The following is an 18,643-nucleotide window of genomic DNA, read 5'->3' as shown; positions in this document are numbered from 1 at the left end:
ACGAGCGGCCTCATCTGTCGCTGAAATACAAAACACCCGATGCGGTGCATCGGGCGTTTTGAGGCTGAAACAGGTGTAAACCTATTTCAGGACTAGACACCGTCATTCCAGCAATCCTTTCAACCCCTCCAGCGGCAACGGCCGGCTGTGCAGATAACCCTGATACAAATGGCAACCCAGCCCCTGCAGGAAGGCCAGCTGTTCCGGGGTTTCCACGCCTTCGGCGATCACTTCCAGTTCCAGGCTGCGGGCCATGGCGACAATGGCGCGGATGATTTCGGCGTCGTTGGGGTCGCTGGTGGCGTCACGGATAAACGATTGATCGATCTTCAGCGTGTCCACCGGCAATCGCTTCAGGTAGGTCAGCGATGAATAGCCGGTGCCGAAATCGTCCATGGCAAAGCTCACGCCGAGTTTTTTCAGGCGACGCATTTTGCTGATGGTGTCTTCCAGGTTCTGGATGACGATGCCTTCGGTAATTTCCAGTTTCAGCAGTGAGCAGGGCAGGCCGTGGCTGCTCATGCTGTGCTCGATGCGCTCGACGAAGTCGTTCTGGCGGAACTGCCGGGGGCTGATGTTCACGCACAGGGTGAAGGCCAGAGGATCGATCAGCTGTTCGGCGATCAATTGCTTGAAAGCTTCGCACGCCTCATCGAGGATCCAGGTGCCGACCTCCAGAATCAGCCCGCTGTCCTCCAGGACCTTGATGAATTCGGCGGGCGATTGCGCGCCGAGTTCCGGGTGGTTCCAGCGCACCAGGGCTTCAGCGCCGATGATGCGATTGTCCCGGGCGTCGATCTGCGGTTGGTAATGAACGTCGAATTCACCCCGGGACAGCGCCAGGCGCAGGTCGGTCTCCATGCGCAGCCGTTCGCTGGCCGCTTTCTGCATGGTGTTGTGGTACATCTGCGTGGTATTTCGTCCGGAATCCTTGGCGCGGTACAGCGCAATGTCGGCACGTTTGAGCAGATCGGTCGGCGTCGAGCCGTGATCGGGAATCAGCGCCACGCCGATGCTCGGCGTCACTTGCAGGCGCTGGCCGTCGAGGAACATCGGCTCCGACAGCAACTCGCGAATGGTGTCGGCCAGCTCGCGCACCTGGGCGCTGACTTCATTACGCGTGCCTTCCAGACCACTGAGCAACACCACGAATTCATCGCCACCCAGTCGCGCCACGGTGTCTTCCATGCGCACGCTGGCTTCAAGGCGCGCGGTGATGATTTTCAGCACCGTGTCGCCGACCGGGTGACCCAGTGAGTCGTTGATGTGCTTGAAGTGATCCAGATCGAGAAACAGCAGCGCGCCGCGCAGGTTGTGGCGCTTGAGCAGGGCGATCTGCTGGCTCAGTCGATCCATCAGCAGCGCGCGGTTGGGCAGGTTGGTCAGCGGATCGTGATAGGCCAGGTGGCGGATCTGCGCCTCGGCGTTCTTCAGCAGGCTGACATCCCGGGCCGTGAGCAACAGGCAGGCGGTTTCATTGAGGGTGATCGGTTCGACCGAGACTTCCACCGTCAGTATCTCGCCGCGCTTGTTGCGCCCGAGCATTTCCTGATGATGCACGCGGCCCTTGATCTGAAGTTCGGCGAGCAGCGCCGAACGCTGTTTTTCCTCGGCCCAGATGCCGATCTGATACACGGTTTTACCCACCACTTCGTCGGCGCGGTAACCGGTCAGGCGGCAGAAACCGTCATTGACCTCCAGATAGCGCCCGGTGTCGCGTTCGGTGATGGTGATGGCGTCGGGGCTTGAGTGAAACGCCTTGGCGAATTTCTCTTCACTGGCCTTGAGTGCCGCTTCCGAGCGCTGTTGCTGAGTAATGTCGCGCAATGTGGTGACGATGCACGGCTGGTTGCCAACGCTGATCTGGCGGCTGGAAATCACGCAGGTCAGCGACTGGCCGTCTTTGTGCTGGACGATGATCGCGACATTGCTCAGGCCCTGTTCGCGGATCACCCGTTCGATGCGTTGCAGACTTTTCGCCGAGGCGTCCCACAGGCCGATTTCTTCGGCGGTATGGCCGATCACATCGCTGGTGCTCCAGCCGAAAGTCTGGGAAAAGCTGGAATTGATCTCGATGAATTCCCCGGTTTCCTGGCGCGTCACGCATATCGGGTCGGGACTGACCTGGAACAGCGTGGCGAATTTCTCTTCCGAAGCCACCAGTCGTTGTTCGCGCTCGACCTGATCGGTGATGTCCAGCAGGGTGCCGGCCATCCGCAGCGGTACACCGTTGTCGTCGCGATAGAGGCGGGCGCGGCTTTCCAGGTAGCGCGAGCTGCCATCCGGCAGTTGCACGCGGTAAGTCAGCTGATAATTGCCCGCCGGGCCTTCGCGCAGGCTGCGATAGGCGTCGCGCATGCTGTCGCGCTCTTCGCCGGGGACGCCCTCGAAGAATTCTTCGAACGATTCATGAAATGGTTTCGGCTCAAGACCGTGCAATTGCGCGGCCCGGGCCGAGCCGTAGAGCATGCCGCTGGGAATGTGCCAGTCCCAGGTGCCGAGCTGTGCCGAATCCAGCGCCAGGTCGAGGCGTTCCTGACTGTCCTTCAGGGCATGCTCGGCGGCCTTGCGTTCGGTGGTGTCGAGAAAGGTGCTGAGCAGGTACGGCTGGCCTTCCAGTTCGACCTTTTGCGCGCTGAGGATGCCGTCGTGGATCTGGCCGTTGCTGGCGCGGAACTGCACCTCCATGCTGATCAGTTCGCCCTTGGCCTTGGTTTTCTTGACCAGCTCCGCCCGTTGTTCGGGATGGACCCACAGGCCCAGCTCCAGGGTGGTGCGACCGATGGCGCTCTGCACCGGCCAGCCGAACAAGCTTTCGAAATACTGGTTGGCCTCGCTGATCAGGCCGTCTTCCTGACGGGTCAGCAGCACCATGTTCGGGCACAGGTGAAACAGCGTGGCGAAACGTTTTTCAGAGCTGCTGAGCGCCTGTTCCCTTTGCCTTTGGTGGGTGATTTCTCGGATGACCCCGATCATTCGGGGCCGGCCGTGTTTGTCCGGCAGCAGGCTGCCGTTGATCTCCAGCCAGTGCAGGCTGCCGTCGGGCCAGCGGATGCGGTGATGCATCGCCTGTTCCAGCGGCGCGCCGGCGATGACCGCGTGGAAGGCGCGAATGGTTTTCGCCCGGTCTTCCGGCGGCAACAAGTCGAGGTATTCCAGGTCTTCGGGCAGCGGTTGCCGCGGGTCGAAGCCGAACAGGGCCTGAGTGCCGCGCGACCAGCTGATCTGCCCGCGCTCGATATCCCAATACCAGGCACCAAGCCGAGCGCCGTTGAGCGCCGCGAGCAATTGCGGCGCGCTCTCCCAGCTCTGCTCGGAACGCCGTGGATCAATGGCCTGAATACGCGGCATCGGCGGAATACGGTCAACAGATTTCGGCATTGTTAAGGGGCCTTGAGCTGATGTGGGCGTTTGGCACAGGGACGGCAGCTCTATAGGAGTAGCACAAGTTAGCCGAGAGTCCCTGGCAGATCGATTTGAGCGTCCAGCAGGGCCATAAATGCCCGTGCAGCATTCGACAGCGTCCTTTCAGTGTGCAGGATATAGCCTAGCTGGCGACGGAGCTGTATGCCCGGTAAAGGTATGCGCGCCACCTGTTCATCGAGCATCGTGCGCGGCAAAACGCTCCACGCCAGACCGATCGACACCATCATCTTGATGGTTTCCAGGTAGTTGGTGCTCATCGCGATGTTCGGCGTCAGGCCCTGAGCCTCGAACAGCCGTTGGACAATGTGGTGGGTAAAGGTATTGCCGCCGGGGAAAACTGCCGGATGACCGGCAATGTCCGCCAATGTGACGGCGCCGTTGCTGATCAATGAATGTTCGGGGGCGACCACGAAATCCAGCGGGTCATCCCAGACCGGCGTGGCCTTGACCAGCGTATGTGGTTCCGGCGCGAGCGTGATGACCGCCAGTTCCGCCCGGCCGTGAAGAATTTCTTCGTAGGCCACTTCCGAATCGAGGAACTGAATATCCAGCGCAACCTGTGGGTAGCGGCGAGTGTATTCCCTTAATAAGGGCGGCAAGCGGTGCAGACCGATGTGGTGACTGGTGGCCAGGGTCAGGCGGCCCGTGACTTCGCCGGTCAGGTTGGTCAGGGCGCGGCGGGTGTCATCGAGCACGTTGAGAATCTGATAAGCCCGTGGCAGCAAGGCGCGGCCGGCCTCGGTCAGGCCCACTTCACGACCGAGCCGGTCGAACAGTCGCACATTCAATTGCTGCTCCAGCCCGGCGATGCGTTTGCTGATGGCCGGTTGCGTCAGGTGCAGGCGTTCACCGGCGCCGGAGAAGCTTCCGGTTTCGGCAATCGCGATAAAAGCGTTGAGGTTGGCCAGGTCCATGTTTGTATTCCAGCTGGTTATCCAAAGCATAAAAAATATGAATTTGAGTTATTTAATCTAACCCCATAGGATCGGCCTCACAAGCCAAAGGGTTATTGATAAGCCCAGGGCATAGAAACAAGCTGATGAGGAACCGTCTGATGGCCGGCAAAACGCTCTACGACAAGCTCTGGGATTCGCATTTGGTCAAGCAGCGCGACGATGGCTCGGCGCTGATCTATATCGATCGTCACATCATTCACGAAGTGACCTCGCCGCAGGCCTTCGAAGGCCTGCGTCTGGCCGGGCGCAAGCCGTGGCGCATCGATGCCAACATCGCCACCCCGGACCACAACGTACCGACCACCCCGGAGCGCAAGGGCGGCATCGAAGCCATTGCCGACCAGGTCTCGCGTTTGCAGGTTCAGACCCTCGATGACAACTGCGATGAATACGGCATCGTCGAGTTCAAGATGAATGACGTGCGACAGGGCATTGTCCACGTGATCAGCCCGGAGCAGGGCGCGACCTTGCCGGGCATGACCGTGGTCTGCGGCGACTCGCACACCTCGACTCACGGCGCGTTCGGCGCCCTGGCTCACGGTATTGGCACTTCCGAGGTCGAGCACGTACTCGCCACCCAGTGCCTGGTCGCCAAGAAAATGAAGAACATGCTGGTGCGCGTCGAAGGCCAGCTGCCGTTCGGCGTGACCGCCAAGGACATCGTCCTCGCCGTCATTGGCAAGATCGGCACGGCTGGCGGTAACGGCCATGCCATCGAGTTCGCCGGCAGCGCGATCCGTGATCTGTCGATCGAAGGCCGCATGACCATCTGCAACATGTCCATCGAAGCCGGCGCCCGCGTGGGTCTGGTAGCGGCGGACCAGAAGACGGTGGATTACGTCAAGGGTCGTCCGTTCGCACCGAAAGGCGCCGAGTGGGATCTGGCGGTCGAGTCCTGGAAAGATCTGGTGTCCGACGCCGACGCGCATTTTGACACCGTGGTCGAGCTCGACGCCGCGCAGATCAAGCCGCAGGTCAGCTGGGGCACTTCGCCGGAAATGGTCTTGGCCGTTGATCAGAACGTGCCGGACCCGGCCAAGGAAATGGATCTGGTCAAACGCGACTCAATCGTCCGCGCCTTGAAATATATGGGTCTGACCGCCAATCAGGCGATCACCGACATTCAGCTCGATCGCGTATTCATCGGCTCCTGCACCAACTCGCGCATCGAAGATTTGCGCGCTGCCGCGGTGATCGCCAAGGGCCGCAAAGTTGCGTCGACCATCAAACAGGCCATCGTGGTGCCGGGTTCGGGTCTGGTGAAGGCACAGGCTGAAGCCGAAGGTCTGGACAAGATTTTCCTGGAAGCCGGTTTCGAGTGGCGCGAGCCGGGTTGCTCGATGTGCCTGGCGATGAACCCGGACCGTTTGGAGTCCGGCGAGCACTGTGCGTCGACCTCCAACCGTAACTTCGAAGGCCGTCAGGGCGCCGGTGGCCGTACCCACCTCGTCAGCCCGGCCATGGCCGCTGCGGCGGCGGTGAACGGTCGTTTCATCGACGTTCGTGAATTGATCTGAGGAGCGCAGCATGAAAGCTTTTACCCAGCACACCGGCCTTGTCGCACCTCTGGATCGTGCCAACGTCGACACCGACCAGATCATCCCGAAGCAGTTCTTGAAATCGATCAAGCGCACCGGCTTCGGCCCGAACCTGTTCGACGAGTGGCGTTACCTCGATGTGGGTCAGCCGTATCAGGACAACTCCAAGCGCCCGCTGAACAAGGAATTCGTGCTCAACGCCGAGCGTTATCAAGGCGCCAGCGTGTTGCTGGCCCGCGAGAACTTCGGTTGCGGTTCCAGCCGTGAGCACGCGCCGTGGGCGCTGGAAGAATACGGGTTCCGCAGCATCATCGCGCCGAGCTACGCCGACATCTTCTTCAACAACAGCTTCAAGAACGGTTTGCTGCCGATCATCCTGAGCGACGCAGAGGTCGACGAGCTGTTCAAGCAGGTCGAGGCCGAGCCGGGCTATCAGTTGCAGATCGATCTGCAAGAGCAGACCGTGACCAGCCCGAACGGCAAGGTCTATCGCTTCGAGATCGATGCCTTCCGCAAACACTGCCTGCTCAATGGCCTGGACGACATCGGCCTGACCCTGCAGGACGGCGATGCGATTGCCGCGTTTGAAGCCCGGCATCGCGCGAGCCAGCCGTGGTTGTTCCGCGACGCGTGATTGATTCGAGATGATGTAGTCAGGGCTGGCCCCTTCGCGGGCAAGCCCGCTCCCACATTTGAAGTGCATTCCCCTGTGGGAGCGAGCTTGCTCGCGAAAAGGGCAGTTCAAACAACATAGGAATCAGGATGTGACCATGACCAGCACCGCCCACAGTCAGGTTGTACAAAAGCAATTCGGTGAGCAGGCCGCCGCCTACCTGAGCAGCGCCGTTCACGCTCAAGGCACTGAATTTGCGCTGCTGCAGGCTGAGCTGGCGGGGCAGGGCGAGGCGCGGGTGCTGGATCTGGGTTGCGGCGCCGGGCACGTGAGTTTTCACGTTGCTCCGTTGGTGAAGGAAGTGGTCGCGTACGACCTGTCGCAGCAGATGCTCGACGTGGTCGCCGCCGCTGCCGTTGATCGCGGATTGAGCAACGTGTCCACGGTCAACGGCGCCGCCGAGCGTCTGCCGTTTGCCGATGGCGAATTCGACTTCGTGTTCAGCCGCTATTCGGCGCACCACTGGAGCGACCTCGGCGTGGCCTTGCGCGAAGTGCGCCGGGTGCTGAAACCGGGCGGCGTGGCGGCATTCATTGATGTGCTGTCGCCGGGCAGTCCGCTGTTCGACACCTATCTGCAGAGCGTCGAAGTGCTGCGCGACACCAGTCATGTGCGCGATTATTCGGCCGGTGAGTGGTTGCGCCAGGTCAGCGAGGCCGGTCTGCACACACGCAGCACCACGCGTCAGCGCCTGCGTCTGGAGTACAGCAGCTGGGTCGAGCGCATGCGCACGCCAGAAGTGATGCGCGCCGCGATCCGCCAGTTGCAGCAATCGATGGGCAACGAAGTGCGCGAATATTTTGAGATTGAGGCCGATGGATCGTTCAGTACAGATGTACTGGTGCTCTGGGCCGAGAAATAAACTTAGAACGACAAGCATTTTTCCGGGCGCGCCAGTCGATGGCGCACCGATTGAAGACACGAGGAAAGCATGAGCAAGCAGATTCTGATTCTCCCAGGCGACGGTATTGGTCCGGAAATCATGGCCGAAGCGGTCAAGGTGCTGGAGCTGGCCAACGACAAGTACAGCCTGGGTTTCGAGCTGAGCCATGACGTGATCGGTGGCGCCGCCATCGACAAGCATGGCGTGCCGCTGGCCGACGAAACGCTCGATCGCGCTCGCGCTGCCGATGCCGTGCTGCTGGGCGCCGTGGGCGGCCCGAAATGGGACACCATCGAACGTGACATCCGCCCTGAGCGCGGCCTGCTGAAAATCCGTGCGCAACTGGGCCTGTTCGGCAACCTGCGTCCGGCGATCCTTTACCCGCAACTGGCTGACGCTTCGAGCCTGAAGCCGGAAATCGTTTCCGGCCTGGACATCCTGATCGTCCGTGAGCTGACCGGCGGCATCTATTTCGGTGCGCCGCGCGGCACTCGCACCCTGGAAAACGGCGAGCGCCAGTCCTACGACACGCTGCCGTACAGCGAAAGCGAAATCCGCCGCATCGCCCGTGTCGGTTTCGACATGGCCATGGTCCGCGGCAAGAAGCTGTGCTCGGTGGACAAGGCCAACGTGCTGGCGTCCAGCCAGTTGTGGCGTGAAGTGGTCGAGCAGGTGGCCAAGGATTACCCTGAAGTCGAACTGAGTCACATGTACGTCGACAACGCCGCCATGCAACTGGTGCGGGCACCGAAGCAGTTCGACGTGATCGTCACCGACAACATGTTCGGCGACATTCTGTCCGACGAAGCGTCGATGCTCACCGGCTCCATCGGCATGCTGCCGTCGGCCTCGCTGGACGCCAACAACAAGGGCATGTACGAGCCTTGCCACGGTTCGGCACCGGACATCGCCGGCCAAGGCATCGCCAACCCGCTGGCGACCATCCTGTCGGTGTCGATGATGCTGCGTTACAGCTTCAATCTGCACGAAGCGGCGGATGCCATCGAGAAAGCGGTCAGCGTGGTGCTGGATCAAGGCCTGCGCACCGGCGACATCTTTTCGACCGGTTGCACTAAAGTCGGTACGCAGGAAATGGGTGACGCAGTAGTCGCCGCGCTGCGGAATCTGTAATCTCTCGGGCCCGCTGCGAAATTCAATACAAAGCAGCGGCCCACTTTTCAAGAAGGTGTAGTTGCGATGAAACGTGTAGGTCTGATCGGTTGGCGCGGCATGGTCGGTTCCGTGCTCATGCAGCGGATGCTGGAAGAGCAGGATTTCGATCTTATCGAGCCGGTGTTTTTCACCACTTCCAATGTCGGTGGCCAAGGCCCGTCCGTGGGCAAGGACATTGCTCCGCTCAAGGACGCTTACAGCATTGAAGAGCTGAAGACCCTCGACGTGATCCTGACCTGCCAGGGCGGCGACTACACCAGCGAAGTATTCCCCAAGCTGCGCGAAGCCGGCTGGCAGGGTTACTGGATCGACGCGGCCTCGAGCCTGCGGATGAACGACGACGCCGTCATCATCCTCGACCCGGTCAACCGCAAGGTCATCGACCAGCAGCTCGACGCGGGCACCAAGAACTACATCGGCGGCAACTGCACCGTCAGCCTGATGCTGATGGGCCTGGGCGGCTTGTTCGAGGCCGGTCTGGTCGAGTGGATGAGCGCCATGACCTATCAGGCGGCCTCGGGTGCCGGCGCGCAGAACATGCGTGAACTGATCAAGCAGATGGGGGCGACCCACGCCGCTGTCGCCGATCAACTGGCCGATCCGGCCAGCGCGATTCTCGACATCGACCGTCGTGTGGCCGAAGCCATGCGCAGCGACGCATACCCGACCGAAAACTTCGGCGTGCCGCTGGCCGGCAGCCTGATCCCTTGGATCGACAAGGAACTGCCGAATGGCCAGAGCCGTGAAGAGTGGAAGGCCCAGGCCGAAACCAACAAGATCCTCGGCCGCTTCAAGAGTCCGATCCCGGTCGACGGCATCTGCGTGCGCATCGGCGCCATGCGTTGCCACAGCCAGGCGCTGACCATCAAGCTGAACAAGGATGTGCCGATCGCCGACATCGAAGGGTTGATCAGCCAGCACAACCCTTGGGTCAAGCTGGTACCGAACAACCGTGAAATCAGCATGCAGGAGCTGAGCCCGACGAAAGTCACCGGCACGCTGAACGTACCGGTCGGTCGTCTGCGCAAGCTGAACATGGGTTCGCAATTCGTCGGTGCCTTCACCGTCGGCGACCAACTGCTGTGGGGCGCTGCCGAACCGCTGCGCCGCATGCTGCGGATCCTGCTGGAGCGTTGATCGCTTGACGCAATGAAAGAACCCGCGCCTTGCAAGAGGCGCGGGTTTTTTTGTACCTGTTGATCGTTCCCACGCTCTGTGTGGGAAATGCAGCCATGGACGCTCCGCGTCCGCTCTTCGCGGCGGGCGCGAATTGCCTGTGTGCGACTCACCCGGTAAAGTGCCGCTCCCCCGTTTCGCCAGAGGTAGCAACATGACCCAGACCCTTGATATTGCCGTGATCGGCGCCACCGGTACTGTCGGCGAAACGCTTGTGCAGATTCTCGAAGAGCGCGACTTCCCGGTTGGCACACTGCATCTGTTGGCCAGCAGCGAATCGGCTGGCAGCTCAGTGTCGTATCGTGGCAAGAATGTGCGGGTGCGTGAGGTCGATGAGTTCGACTTCGCCAAGGTCAAACTGGTTTTCTTTACCGCGGGGCCTGCGGTCACCCTGAGTTACGCGGCTCGCGCTCATGCCGCGGGTTGTTCACTGATCGATCTGTCCGGTGCCTTGCCGGCCGACCAGGCCCCGCAAGTGGTGCCGGAAGCCAATGTCGAGGTGTTGGCCGGTCTGAAAGCGCCGTTTCAGGTCAGCAGCCCGAGCCCGTCGGCCACTGCGCTGGCCGTGGTGCTGGCGCCATTGCGCGAGCTGATCGAGCTGCAATACGTGCATGTCACCGCCAGTCTGGCCATTTCCGCTCAGGGGCGCGAAGCAGTCTCCGAGCTGGCGCGCCAGACCGCTGAACTGTTGAATCTGCGTCCGCTGGAGCCGAAATTCTTTGATCGGCAGGTGGCATTCAACGTACTGGCCCAGGTCGGTACGCCGGATGCGCAAGGCCATACGCTGCTGGAAAAGCGCCTGGTGCGCGAACTGCGTCAGGTGCTGGCGCAGCCTTCTTTAAAGATTTCCGCGACTTGCATTCAAGCCCCGGTGTTTTTTGGCGATAGCTTTAGCGTGACCTTGCAGTCAGCGAGCGCGGTCGACCTGGAAAAGGTCAATGCTGCGCTTGAAGATGCCGAGGGTATCGAGCTGGTCGAGGCCGGCGATTATCCGACTGCTGTCGGTGATGCGGTCGGGCAGGACGTGGTCTATGTCGGGCGGGTGCGCGCCGGTGTCGACGAGCCGTCGGAACTTAATCTGTGGCTGACGTCAGATAACGTACGCAAGGGTGCGGCCCTCAACGCCGTGCAGGTCGCCGAGTTGTTGATAAAAGACCTGCTGTAAAAGATACTTGGCAACAATTTGTCGACTGATTCTAGGCGAGCGCTATGCTTGCCCCGAGCACTCGATGACGTGTCACCCTCCGGGACTTTCCGGGGCATCAAAGAAATGATCGCGCGCGGCATGCTGTCGTCGTCGCGCGCAATGCCTTACGGCAGCGACAATCAACATCTTCTCGCTCGCCGAGGAACGTTCAAACAAAGGAAGAGGCTATGGTTCAAGTTCGCAAACTGGTGTTAGCAATAGCGGCCGCCTCGGCGCTGTCCTCCGGTATGGCGCATGCCCTCGGGCTCGGGGAGCTGACCCTGAAGTCGACCCTGAACCAGCCGCTGGTGGCGGAAATCGAGCTGCTCGATGTCAAGGATCTCACTGCTGCCGAAGTGGTGCCGAGCCTGGCCTCGCCGGAAGATTTCGCCAAGGCCGGCGTCGATCGCCAGGCCTTCCTCAATGATCTGACCTTCACCCCGGTGCTCAACGCCAGCGGCAAAAGCGTGCTGCGCGTAACCTCGAGCAAGCCGCTGTCGGAACCTATGGTGAAATTCCTCGTGCAGGTGATGTGGCCAAACGGCCGTCTGCTGCGTGACTACAGCGTCCTGCTGGATCCGTCGAAGTTCTCGCCGCAGACCGCTGATGCTGCCGCTCAACCGGCGCCAGCGCAAACCATCACCGCACCGACCACCGGTGCCACGCATTCGACCCACACCACCACGCCGCGCGACACCCTGTGGGACATCGCCGCCAAGGCGCGCACCGGCGGTTCGGTGCAGCAGACCATGCTGGCGATCCAGGCCCTGAATCCGGACGCGTTCATCGACGGCAACATCAACCGCCTGAAAACCGGCCAGGTGCTGCGTCTGCCGGATCAGGTGCAAAGCACTGCGCTACCGCAATCCAAGGCCATTGCCGAAGTGGCCGCGCAGAACGAAGCCTGGCGTCAGGGCCGTCGTTATGCGGCCAGACCGGGCACCGGTCAGCAGCAGCTCGATGCGACCAATCGTGGTCGCGCCAATACCGGTGCTGCGCAAAACACCAAGGACAACCTGAGCCTGGTATCCGCCGAAAGCGCCAAGGCGCGTGGCAAGGGGCCGGCCGGCGATGCCAAGGCCCTGAGCAACAAACTGGCGGTGACCCAGGAAAGTCTCGACACCACCCGTCGCGACAACGAAGAACTGAAAAGCCGCATGGCCGATCTGCAAAGTCAGCTGGACAAGCTGCAGCGCCTGATCGAGCTGAAGAACAATCAACTGGCGAAAATGCAGGCCGAAGGCTCGGGCGCTGCCCCAGCCGGCGCTGCCACTGCGCCAGTGGTGCCGGCGATCACCGCGGAACTGGCTGCCACGCCGCCGGGAACTCCGGCAGAGGCTGCTCCGGCCGCGCCTGTGCCTGAGGCTGCTGCTCCGGCCCCGGTCGAGCCGGTTGTCGAGCCTGTGGTTGAAACCACGCCCGCCGCCGATGACGAGAAGAACTTCAATGAACTGCTGACCAATCCGATCCTGCTGGGTCTGGTTGGTGGTGGTGCAGTGGTTCTGCTGCTCCTGCTGTTGCTGCTGGCGCGTCGCCGCAAGGCGCAACAGGAAGCCGAAAAGCACTTGCGTATGGCCCGTGCTCTGGAGGAGCAATCCTTCTCCCAGGACCTCGACCTGCCGGAAAGCAGCTTCGAAGGTCTGGAAGTACCAGCCGCCAGCGTCAAGCTGACCCCGGCTCCGGCTCCGGCTCCGGCTCCGGCTCCGGCTCCGGCACCTGCTGCCGCTGCCGTGGTTGCTCCGGTGGTAATGGCCGAGCCGATCGCCGCGCCGTTGGTGGCGCCGGCTGCCGAGCGTTCCGACGACGTGCTGGACAAGGCGCAGTCGCACATCGACGGCGGTCGTCTGAACCAGGCCGCCGCGTTGCTGGAGGAGGGCGTGAGCCTGGAGCCGCAGCGCAGCGATCTGCGTCTGAAACTGATGGAAGTTTACGGTCGCCAGGGTGATCGCGATGCCTTCGTCGGTCAGGAGCGCCAACTGGTTGCCAATGGCGACAACTTCGCCAAGGTCGAAGAGCTGAAAAGCCGCTTCCCGGCCATGGCGGTCGTCGCGGCCAGCGGCCTGGCAGCAGCGGCCATTGCTGCCGAGCTGGACGCGGAATACGTCAAGGAGCTGTTGCTCGATGAGCCTGAAGCGCCTGCTGCGGCAGATAACGAACTGGACAGCGCTTTCGACCTGAGCCTCGACGATCTCGACAACATCACGCCGGTAGAACCTGTGGCTGCTGTCGAGCCTGACGCGCCGGTCGAGCTGGACGCATTCCCGACTGACGACGATTTGAGCTTCGAGTCGGTTCTGCAACAGCAGACCGACATCAAGGAAAACCTCGACGACCTGTCGGACTTCGACCTGGATCTGGACCTCGGTGCCGATCCTGCGCCTACGCCGGTCGAGCTGGCGGACGATGATTTCCTGCTGGATCTGGACGAAGGCGTGAAGGATCTGCCGCTGGTCGACACCCCGGCCGTGGCCGACGTGCCGCAGGACGATCTGGAACTGCCAGCCGATTTCGACCTGTCTCTGGCTGACGAAATGGACGCGGCGCCTGCCGAGCCGGATGCGTTCGCCGCCGAACTGGACGACGTCAACGCCGAGCTGGATCGCCTGTCGAGTAGCATCAACGAGCCAAGCTTCACCGAAGCTGATGCCGCGTTGGGCGATGATCTGGGTGAGGATGACTTCGACTTCCTGTCCGGCACCGACGAAGCCGCTACCAAACTCGATCTGGCTCAGGCCTACATCGACATGGGCGACAACGACGGTGCGCGGGATATCCTCAATGAAGTCATCAGCGAGGGTAACGACAAGCAGAAGAGCGAAGCGAGCGAAATGCTCTCGCATCTGGCCTGAGTCGGCATTCAGCACTAAACAAAACGGCAGCCCATGAGGCTGCCGTTTTTGTTTGGGTCTGGTTTCCCCGTCCCGCCGCCTTATAATGCCCGCCTTTGTAGATCAGCAGGCTGTACCGACTTGGCAAACATAGATAACCCGGCCGCCGAAATGGCCCCCGAAGGCTTTTTCCGCGTCGCGCTGGGCGTTGAATACAAGGGCTCGCGCTACAGCGGCTGGCAGCGCCAGTCCACCGGTGTGCTCACCGTGCAGGAAACCCTGGAAAACGCCCTGTCGAAGGTCGCCGATTCGCCGATCTCGCTGCAATGCGCCGGGCGCACTGACGCCGGTGTGCATGCCTGCGGGCAAGTGGTGCATTTCGATACCCGGGTCGACCGCTCGCTGAAGGCCTGGGTCATGGGCGCCAACATCAATCTGCCCCACGACATCAGCGTCAGTTGGGCGAAGGTCATGCCGGCGCATTTCCATGCGCGATTCAAGGCGATTGCCCGACGCTATCGCTACGTGATCTACAACGATCAGATCCGCCCGGCGCATCTCAACGAAGAAATCACCTGGAATCACCGTCCGCTGGACGTCGAGCGCATGGCCGAAGCCGCGCAGTACCTGATCGGTACCCATGATTTCAGTGCCTTCCGTGCTGGCCAGTGCCAGGCCAAGTCGCCGATCAAGAAGATGCATCACTTGCGCGTGACCCGCCACGGCAAAATGATCGTTCTGGATATCCGCGCCAACGCGTTCCTGCACCACATGGTTCGCAACATCGCTGGCGTGCTGATGACCATCGGTGCGGGCGAGCGGCCGGTGGAGTGGATGAAAGAAGTGCTGGAGAGTCGCGAGCGGCGTTCCGGCGGCGTCACGGCGCACCCGTTCGGTCTGTATCTGGTGCAGGTCGAATACCACGACGAGTTCCCGTTGCCCGAGCGTTTCATCGGGCCACATTTCCTTACGGGTTTCTCGGAACTTGACGGCTGACGCCCTCGAACGCATTTGTTACCATCCGGGACTTTCTCGGATTTGCCTTGGGGTTTTTATCGACATGTCAGCCGTTCGCAGCAAGATTTGCGGGATTACCCGCATGGAAGATGCGTTGGCAGCCGTCGAGGCCGGGGCCGATGCCATCGGTTTTGTGTTCTACGCCAAAAGTCCCCGGGCGGTGACCGTGCAGCAGGCGCGGGCGATCATCGCCGCCTTGCCGCCGTTCGTGACCACGGTCGGGCTGTTCGTCAATGCCAGCCGCTGCGAGCTTGGGGAAATCCTCGATGCCGTGCCGCTGGATCTGCTGCAGTTCCACGGCGACGAAACCGCTGCCGAGTGTGAAGGCTGGCACCGGCCGTACATCAAGGCCTTGCGGGTCAAGGCGGGCGATGACATTGCCGCCGCCTGCGATGCCTACCCGAGTGCCAGCGGCGTGCTGCTCGACACTTATGTCGAAGGCGTGCCCGGCGGAACCGGCGAAGCGTTTGACTGGTCATTGATTCCGCAAGGCTTGAGCAAGCCGTTGATTCTGGCCGGCGGCCTGACGCCGGAGAACGTCGCCGATGCGGTCGCCCGGGTGCGGCCGTATGCGGTGGATGTCAGCGGCGGGGTAGAGGCGAGCAAGGGCATCAAGGATCACGCAAAGATTCGTGCATTCATCAACGCCGTACGCTGATGTGACGGCTGGCAGACTGCCGCCGTCCACAGCTCTGTAGAAAAGAGGCTGAGGGTCTTTTCGGGGTGTGCGCAGGTCAGTTCCGCTGACCCGGCAGCCCGGACGATCATCGCCACACATGAATTTAGCTGAAGGGCATACGCGGGGCCGCGAACCAGAGCGTTCGGGCCGCCGGTACTGGAGAAAGAAAGCATGAGCAACTGGTTGGTAGACAAGCTGATCCCTTCGATCATGCGTTCCGAGGTCAAGAAGAGCTCGGTGCCTGAAGGTCTGTGGCACAAATGCCCGTCCTGCGAGGCCGTGCTGTATCGTCCGGAGCTGGAAAAGACCCTGGACGTTTGCCCTAAATGCAACCACCACATGCGCATCGGGGCACGCGCGCGCATCGACATCTTCCTGGATGCAGAAGGTCGTGTTGAGCTGGGTGCCGACCTGGAGCCGGTTGACCGTCTGAAATTTCGTGACGGCAAGAAGTACAAGGATCGCCTGACTGCTGCGCAGAAGCAGACCGGCGAGAAAGACGCGCTGGTTTCCATGAGCGGCACCCTGCTGGGCATGCCTGTCGTGGTTTCGGCGTTCGAATTCAGCTTCATGGGCGGCTCCATGGGCGCCATCGTCGGTGAGCGCTTTGTGCGCGCCGCCAACTACGCGCTGGAAAACCGTTGCCCGATGGTCTGCTTCTCCGCCTCCGGTGGTGCGCGGATGCAGGAAGCCCTGATCTCGTTGATGCAGATGGCCAAGACGTCGGCTGTGCTGGCGCGTCTGCGTGAAGAAGGCATTCCGTTCATCTCCGTGCTGACCGACCCGGTCTACGGCGGCGTTTCCGCCAGTCTGGCGATGCTGGGTGACGTGATTGTCGGCGAGCCAAAAGCCCTGATCGGCTTTGCCGGTCCGCGCGTAATCGAGCAGACCGTGCGTGAAAAACTGCCGGAAGGCTTCCAGCGCAGCGAATTCCTGCTGGAACACGGTGCAATCGACCTGATCATCGACCGTCGCGAGCTGCGTCCGCGTCTGGGCAACCTGTTGGCGCAGCTGACTGGTCAGCCCACGCCGACATTTGTCGCTGCACCTGTTGAGCCGATCGTCGTTCCGCCGGTGCCTGCCAACGTATGACCGAGCGCACCCTTGGCGAGTGGCTCGCCTACCTCGAACAGTTGCATCCATCGGCCATCGACATGGGGCTGGAGCGTTCGCAACAGGTAGCGTCCCGCATGGGACTGGGCCAGCCGGCGCCACGGGTGATTACGGTCACTGGCACCAACGGCAAGGGTTCGACCTGCGCTTTCATGGCTTCATTGCTGCGGGCGCAGGGCCTCAACGTCGGTGTCTACAATTCTCCGCACCTGTTGCGTTACAACGAGCGGGTGCAGCTCAATGGCGTCGAAGCCACTGATGCGCAGTTGTGCGAAGCCTTCGCAGCGGTCGAGGCGGGGCGCGGCGACACTTCCCTGACTTACTTCGAAATGGGCACCCTGGCGGCGTTCTGGCTGTTTCAACAGGCCGGGCTCGACGCGGTGGTGCTGGAAGTCGGGCTGGGCGGGCGCCTGGACACGGTCAACGTGGTCGATGCCGATATCGCGCTGGTCACCAGCATTGGCGTCGATCATGCCGATTACCTGGGCAATACCCGCGAATCCGTGGCTTTCGAGAAGGCAGGTATTTTCCGTCAGGGCAAACCCGCGCTGTGCGGCGATCTGAATCCTCCACAACCCCTGCTGGACAAGGCGCGCGAGCTGGCTTGCCCGTTCTTCCTGCGCGGGCGTGATTTCGATCTGGGTATCACGGATCAGTTCTGGCAATGGCGCGGCACCGATGCTGAGGGTCAGCTCGTCGAGCTGCACGATTTGCCTTTGCTCGATCTGCCGATGGAGAACGCCGCGCTGGCGTTGCAGGCTTATCTGCTGCTCGGTTTGCCATGGAATGCCGGGCAGATTGTTGCGGCGTTGCAGGCGACTCGCGTGGTCGGTCGTCTTGATCGTCGTTCGTTCGAATGGAATGGCAAGCGTCTGAATCTGCTGCTGGACGTTGGCCATAACCCGCATGCGGCGGAATATCTGGCGCGGCGTCTGGCTGCGCGTCCGCCGGTCGGCAAGCGTCTGGCGGTGTTCGGCCTGTTGGCGGACAAGGATCTGGACGGTGTCATCGGTGAATTGAATGCCAGCGTCCAGCATTGGGCGGTGGCGCCGTTGGATTCGCCGCGTGCGCGTCCGGTGGCCGAATTGAATGCTGCACTGCAGAACCTTGGCGCGTCGGTCACGTCTTATGACAGCGTGGCGGCCGCTTTGGAAGGGCAGTGTGCAGTGGCCACCAGCGACGACGAGATCTTGCTGTTCGGATCATTTTATTGTGTCGCCGAGGCCCTCGAATGGCTGTCTCGGCGCTCCACGGAGGAAGCGGCAAATGGCTTTGCTGGATAAAGCGTACAAGCAGCGCATGGTCGGTGCCCTGGTGCTGGTGGCGCTGGCGGTGATTTTCCTGCCGATGCTGTTTTCCCGTCAGGATGAACAGCGTCAGGTAACCGTCGAGGCACCGGCAGCGCCGCAAGCGCCTGCCGTGGCGCAAATCCAGATGGAAACCGTGGCCGTGCCCGAGCCGCAGGTTCTGCCGCAAGAGCCAGTACCAAGCGATGACGAAGTCGCCGAGCAATCGGCGCCAGCAGCGCCGATTGCTTCCGCTGCACCAGCCCCGGCTCCGGCGCCGGTAGCCAAACCGGTTGCGCCGGCTCCGGCTCCCGCTCCGGTGGTAAAACCTGCTACAGCACCTGCTCAGCCGATCGCCGCGCTTTCCACCAAGCCTGATACCACTCAAAGCCGCGTCGACGCCAATGGCCTGTCGGTGAGCTGGTCGGTGCAACTGGCCAGTCTGTCGAGTCGCGCCAGCGCCGAAAGCCTGCAGAAAACCCTGCGCAGCCAGGGCTATAACGCTTACATCCGTTCCGCCGATGGCAAGAACCGGGTGTTCGTCGGTCCGCTGATCGAGCGCGCCGAAGCCGATCGTCTGCGTGATCTTTTGAGCCGCCAGCAGAACCTGAAGGGGTTTGTGGTGCGCTTCCAGCCTGAGCGTGGCTGAAATCTATCGCCCCGATTGAAATGCACTGACATTCGCAGCTTACCGACAGCCCTGCGCTCT

The 18,643-nt window shown here is 61.7% G+C and carries 14 protein-coding genes; 12 read left to right on the top strand and 2 right to left on the bottom strand.

Annotated elements, in window-relative coordinates; translation table 11 throughout:
- Positions 1–102 precede the first annotated feature (102 nt).
- Together CAF79_RS27975 and CAF79_RS27970 are read right to left on the bottom strand one after the other, a co-directional pair.
- On the bottom strand, positions 103–3,381 hold the full coding sequence (locus tag CAF79_RS27975; protein WP_085701271.1) for a bifunctional diguanylate cyclase/phosphodiesterase: 3,279 nt from the start codon (positions 3,379–3,381) through the stop codon (positions 103–105).
- A 68-nt stretch (positions 3,382–3,449) separates the two neighbouring features.
- Entirely contained in the window at positions 3,450–4,340 is an 891-nt protein-coding gene (locus CAF79_RS27970) for a LysR family transcriptional regulator (protein ID WP_085701270.1), read from the bottom strand.
- Between the two features lie 140 nt (positions 4,341–4,480).
- Between CAF79_RS27970 and leuC the strand changes: the two genes are divergently transcribed.
- The 12 genes from leuC to CAF79_RS27910 all read left to right on the top strand — a co-directional run bounded on the left by leuC (position 4,481) and on the right by CAF79_RS27910 (position 18,583).
- Positions 4,481–5,899, top strand: coding sequence for a 3-isopropylmalate dehydratase large subunit (leuC, locus tag CAF79_RS27965; RefSeq protein ID WP_074687686.1), 1,419 nt, complete (start codon positions 4,481–4,483; stop codon positions 5,897–5,899).
- A gap of 10 nt (positions 5,900–5,909) precedes the next feature.
- A complete protein-coding gene (leuD, locus tag CAF79_RS27960; protein ID WP_085701269.1) occupies positions 5,910–6,554 on the top strand; it encodes a 3-isopropylmalate dehydratase small subunit in 645 nt (214 codons plus the stop codon).
- Positions 6,555–6,690: 136 nt separating this feature from the next.
- Positions 6,691–7,455 (top strand): class I SAM-dependent methyltransferase, encoded by a 765-nt coding sequence (locus CAF79_RS27955; protein ID WP_085701268.1) that lies wholly within the window; start codon positions 6,691–6,693, stop codon positions 7,453–7,455.
- A gap of 69 nt (positions 7,456–7,524) precedes the next feature.
- A complete protein-coding gene (gene leuB, locus CAF79_RS27950; protein ID WP_085701267.1) occupies positions 7,525–8,607 on the top strand; it encodes a 3-isopropylmalate dehydrogenase in 1,083 nt (360 codons plus the stop codon).
- A 66-nt stretch (positions 8,608–8,673) separates the two neighbouring features.
- Complete coding sequence (gene asd, locus CAF79_RS27945; protein ID WP_011333354.1) at positions 8,674–9,786, top strand: aspartate-semialdehyde dehydrogenase; 1,113 nt, start codon at positions 8,674–8,676, stop codon at positions 9,784–9,786.
- 193 nt (positions 9,787–9,979) lie between these two features.
- Positions 9,980–10,990, top strand: a complete 1,011-nt coding sequence (locus tag CAF79_RS27940; RefSeq protein WP_085701266.1) for an aspartate-semialdehyde dehydrogenase — start codon at positions 9,980–9,982, stop codon at positions 10,988–10,990.
- Between the two features lie 209 nt (positions 10,991–11,199).
- Positions 11,200–13,860, top strand: a complete 2,661-nt coding sequence (locus CAF79_RS27935) for a FimV/HubP family polar landmark protein (RefSeq protein ID WP_085701265.1) — start codon at positions 11,200–11,202, stop codon at positions 13,858–13,860.
- Positions 13,861–14,010: 150 nt separating this feature from the next.
- Positions 14,011–14,835, top strand: coding sequence for a tRNA pseudouridine(38-40) synthase TruA (gene truA / locus CAF79_RS27930; protein WP_085701264.1), 825 nt, complete (start codon positions 14,011–14,013; stop codon positions 14,833–14,835).
- A 64-nt stretch (positions 14,836–14,899) separates the two neighbouring features.
- Complete coding sequence (locus CAF79_RS27925) at positions 14,900–15,514, top strand: phosphoribosylanthranilate isomerase (protein WP_085701263.1); 615 nt, start codon at positions 14,900–14,902, stop codon at positions 15,512–15,514.
- 192 nt (positions 15,515–15,706) lie between these two features.
- Positions 15,707–16,627, top strand: a complete 921-nt coding sequence (accD, locus tag CAF79_RS27920; protein ID WP_085701262.1) for an acetyl-CoA carboxylase, carboxyltransferase subunit beta — start codon at positions 15,707–15,709, stop codon at positions 16,625–16,627.
- Entirely contained in the window at positions 16,624–17,931 is a 1,308-nt protein-coding gene (folC, locus tag CAF79_RS27915) for a bifunctional tetrahydrofolate synthase/dihydrofolate synthase (RefSeq protein WP_085701261.1), read from the top strand. Before accD ends, folC begins: the two co-directional genes overlap by 4 nt.
- Positions 17,915–18,583 (top strand): SPOR domain-containing protein, encoded by a 669-nt coding sequence (locus CAF79_RS27910; protein WP_085701260.1) that lies wholly within the window; start codon positions 17,915–17,917, stop codon positions 18,581–18,583. Before folC ends, CAF79_RS27910 begins: the two co-directional genes overlap by 17 nt.
- Positions 18,584–18,643 lie beyond the last annotated feature (60 nt).

This window comes from Pseudomonas sp. B26(2017) (assembly GCF_002113045.1).
Taxonomy (GTDB): domain Bacteria; phylum Pseudomonadota; class Gammaproteobacteria; order Pseudomonadales; family Pseudomonadaceae; genus Aquipseudomonas.
The sequence above is the reverse complement of the archived record's forward strand: the minus strand, read 5'-3'. Positions and strand labels throughout refer to the sequence as shown.

Excerpts from the sequence above, each read along its gene's own strand:
- CAF79_RS27975 (WP_085701271.1), bottom strand. The coding sequence starts at position 3,381 with ATGCCGAAATCTGTTGACCGTATTCCGCCGATGCCGCGTATTCAGGCC.
- CAF79_RS27970 (WP_085701270.1), bottom strand. The coding sequence starts at position 4,340 with ATGGACCTGGCCAACCTCAACGCTTTTATCGCGATTGCCGAAACCGGA.
- leuC (WP_074687686.1), top strand. The coding sequence starts at position 4,481 with ATGGCCGGCAAAACGCTCTACGACAAGCTCTGGGATTCGCATTTGGTC.
- leuD (WP_085701269.1), top strand. The coding sequence starts at position 5,910 with ATGAAAGCTTTTACCCAGCACACCGGCCTTGTCGCACCTCTGGATCGT.
- CAF79_RS27955 (WP_085701268.1), top strand. The coding sequence starts at position 6,691 with ATGACCAGCACCGCCCACAGTCAGGTTGTACAAAAGCAATTCGGTGAG.
- leuB (WP_085701267.1), top strand. The coding sequence starts at position 7,525 with ATGAGCAAGCAGATTCTGATTCTCCCAGGCGACGGTATTGGTCCGGAA.
- asd (WP_011333354.1), top strand. The coding sequence starts at position 8,674 with ATGAAACGTGTAGGTCTGATCGGTTGGCGCGGCATGGTCGGTTCCGTG.
- CAF79_RS27940 (WP_085701266.1), top strand. The coding sequence starts at position 9,980 with ATGACCCAGACCCTTGATATTGCCGTGATCGGCGCCACCGGTACTGTC.
- CAF79_RS27935 (WP_085701265.1), top strand. The coding sequence starts at position 11,200 with ATGGTTCAAGTTCGCAAACTGGTGTTAGCAATAGCGGCCGCCTCGGCG.
- truA (WP_085701264.1), top strand. The coding sequence starts at position 14,011 with ATGGCCCCCGAAGGCTTTTTCCGCGTCGCGCTGGGCGTTGAATACAAG.
- CAF79_RS27925 (WP_085701263.1), top strand. The coding sequence starts at position 14,900 with ATGTCAGCCGTTCGCAGCAAGATTTGCGGGATTACCCGCATGGAAGAT.
- accD (WP_085701262.1), top strand. The coding sequence starts at position 15,707 with ATGAGCAACTGGTTGGTAGACAAGCTGATCCCTTCGATCATGCGTTCC.
- folC (WP_085701261.1), top strand. The coding sequence starts at position 16,624 with ATGACCGAGCGCACCCTTGGCGAGTGGCTCGCCTACCTCGAACAGTTG.
- CAF79_RS27910 (WP_085701260.1), top strand. The coding sequence starts at position 17,915 with ATGGCTTTGCTGGATAAAGCGTACAAGCAGCGCATGGTCGGTGCCCTG.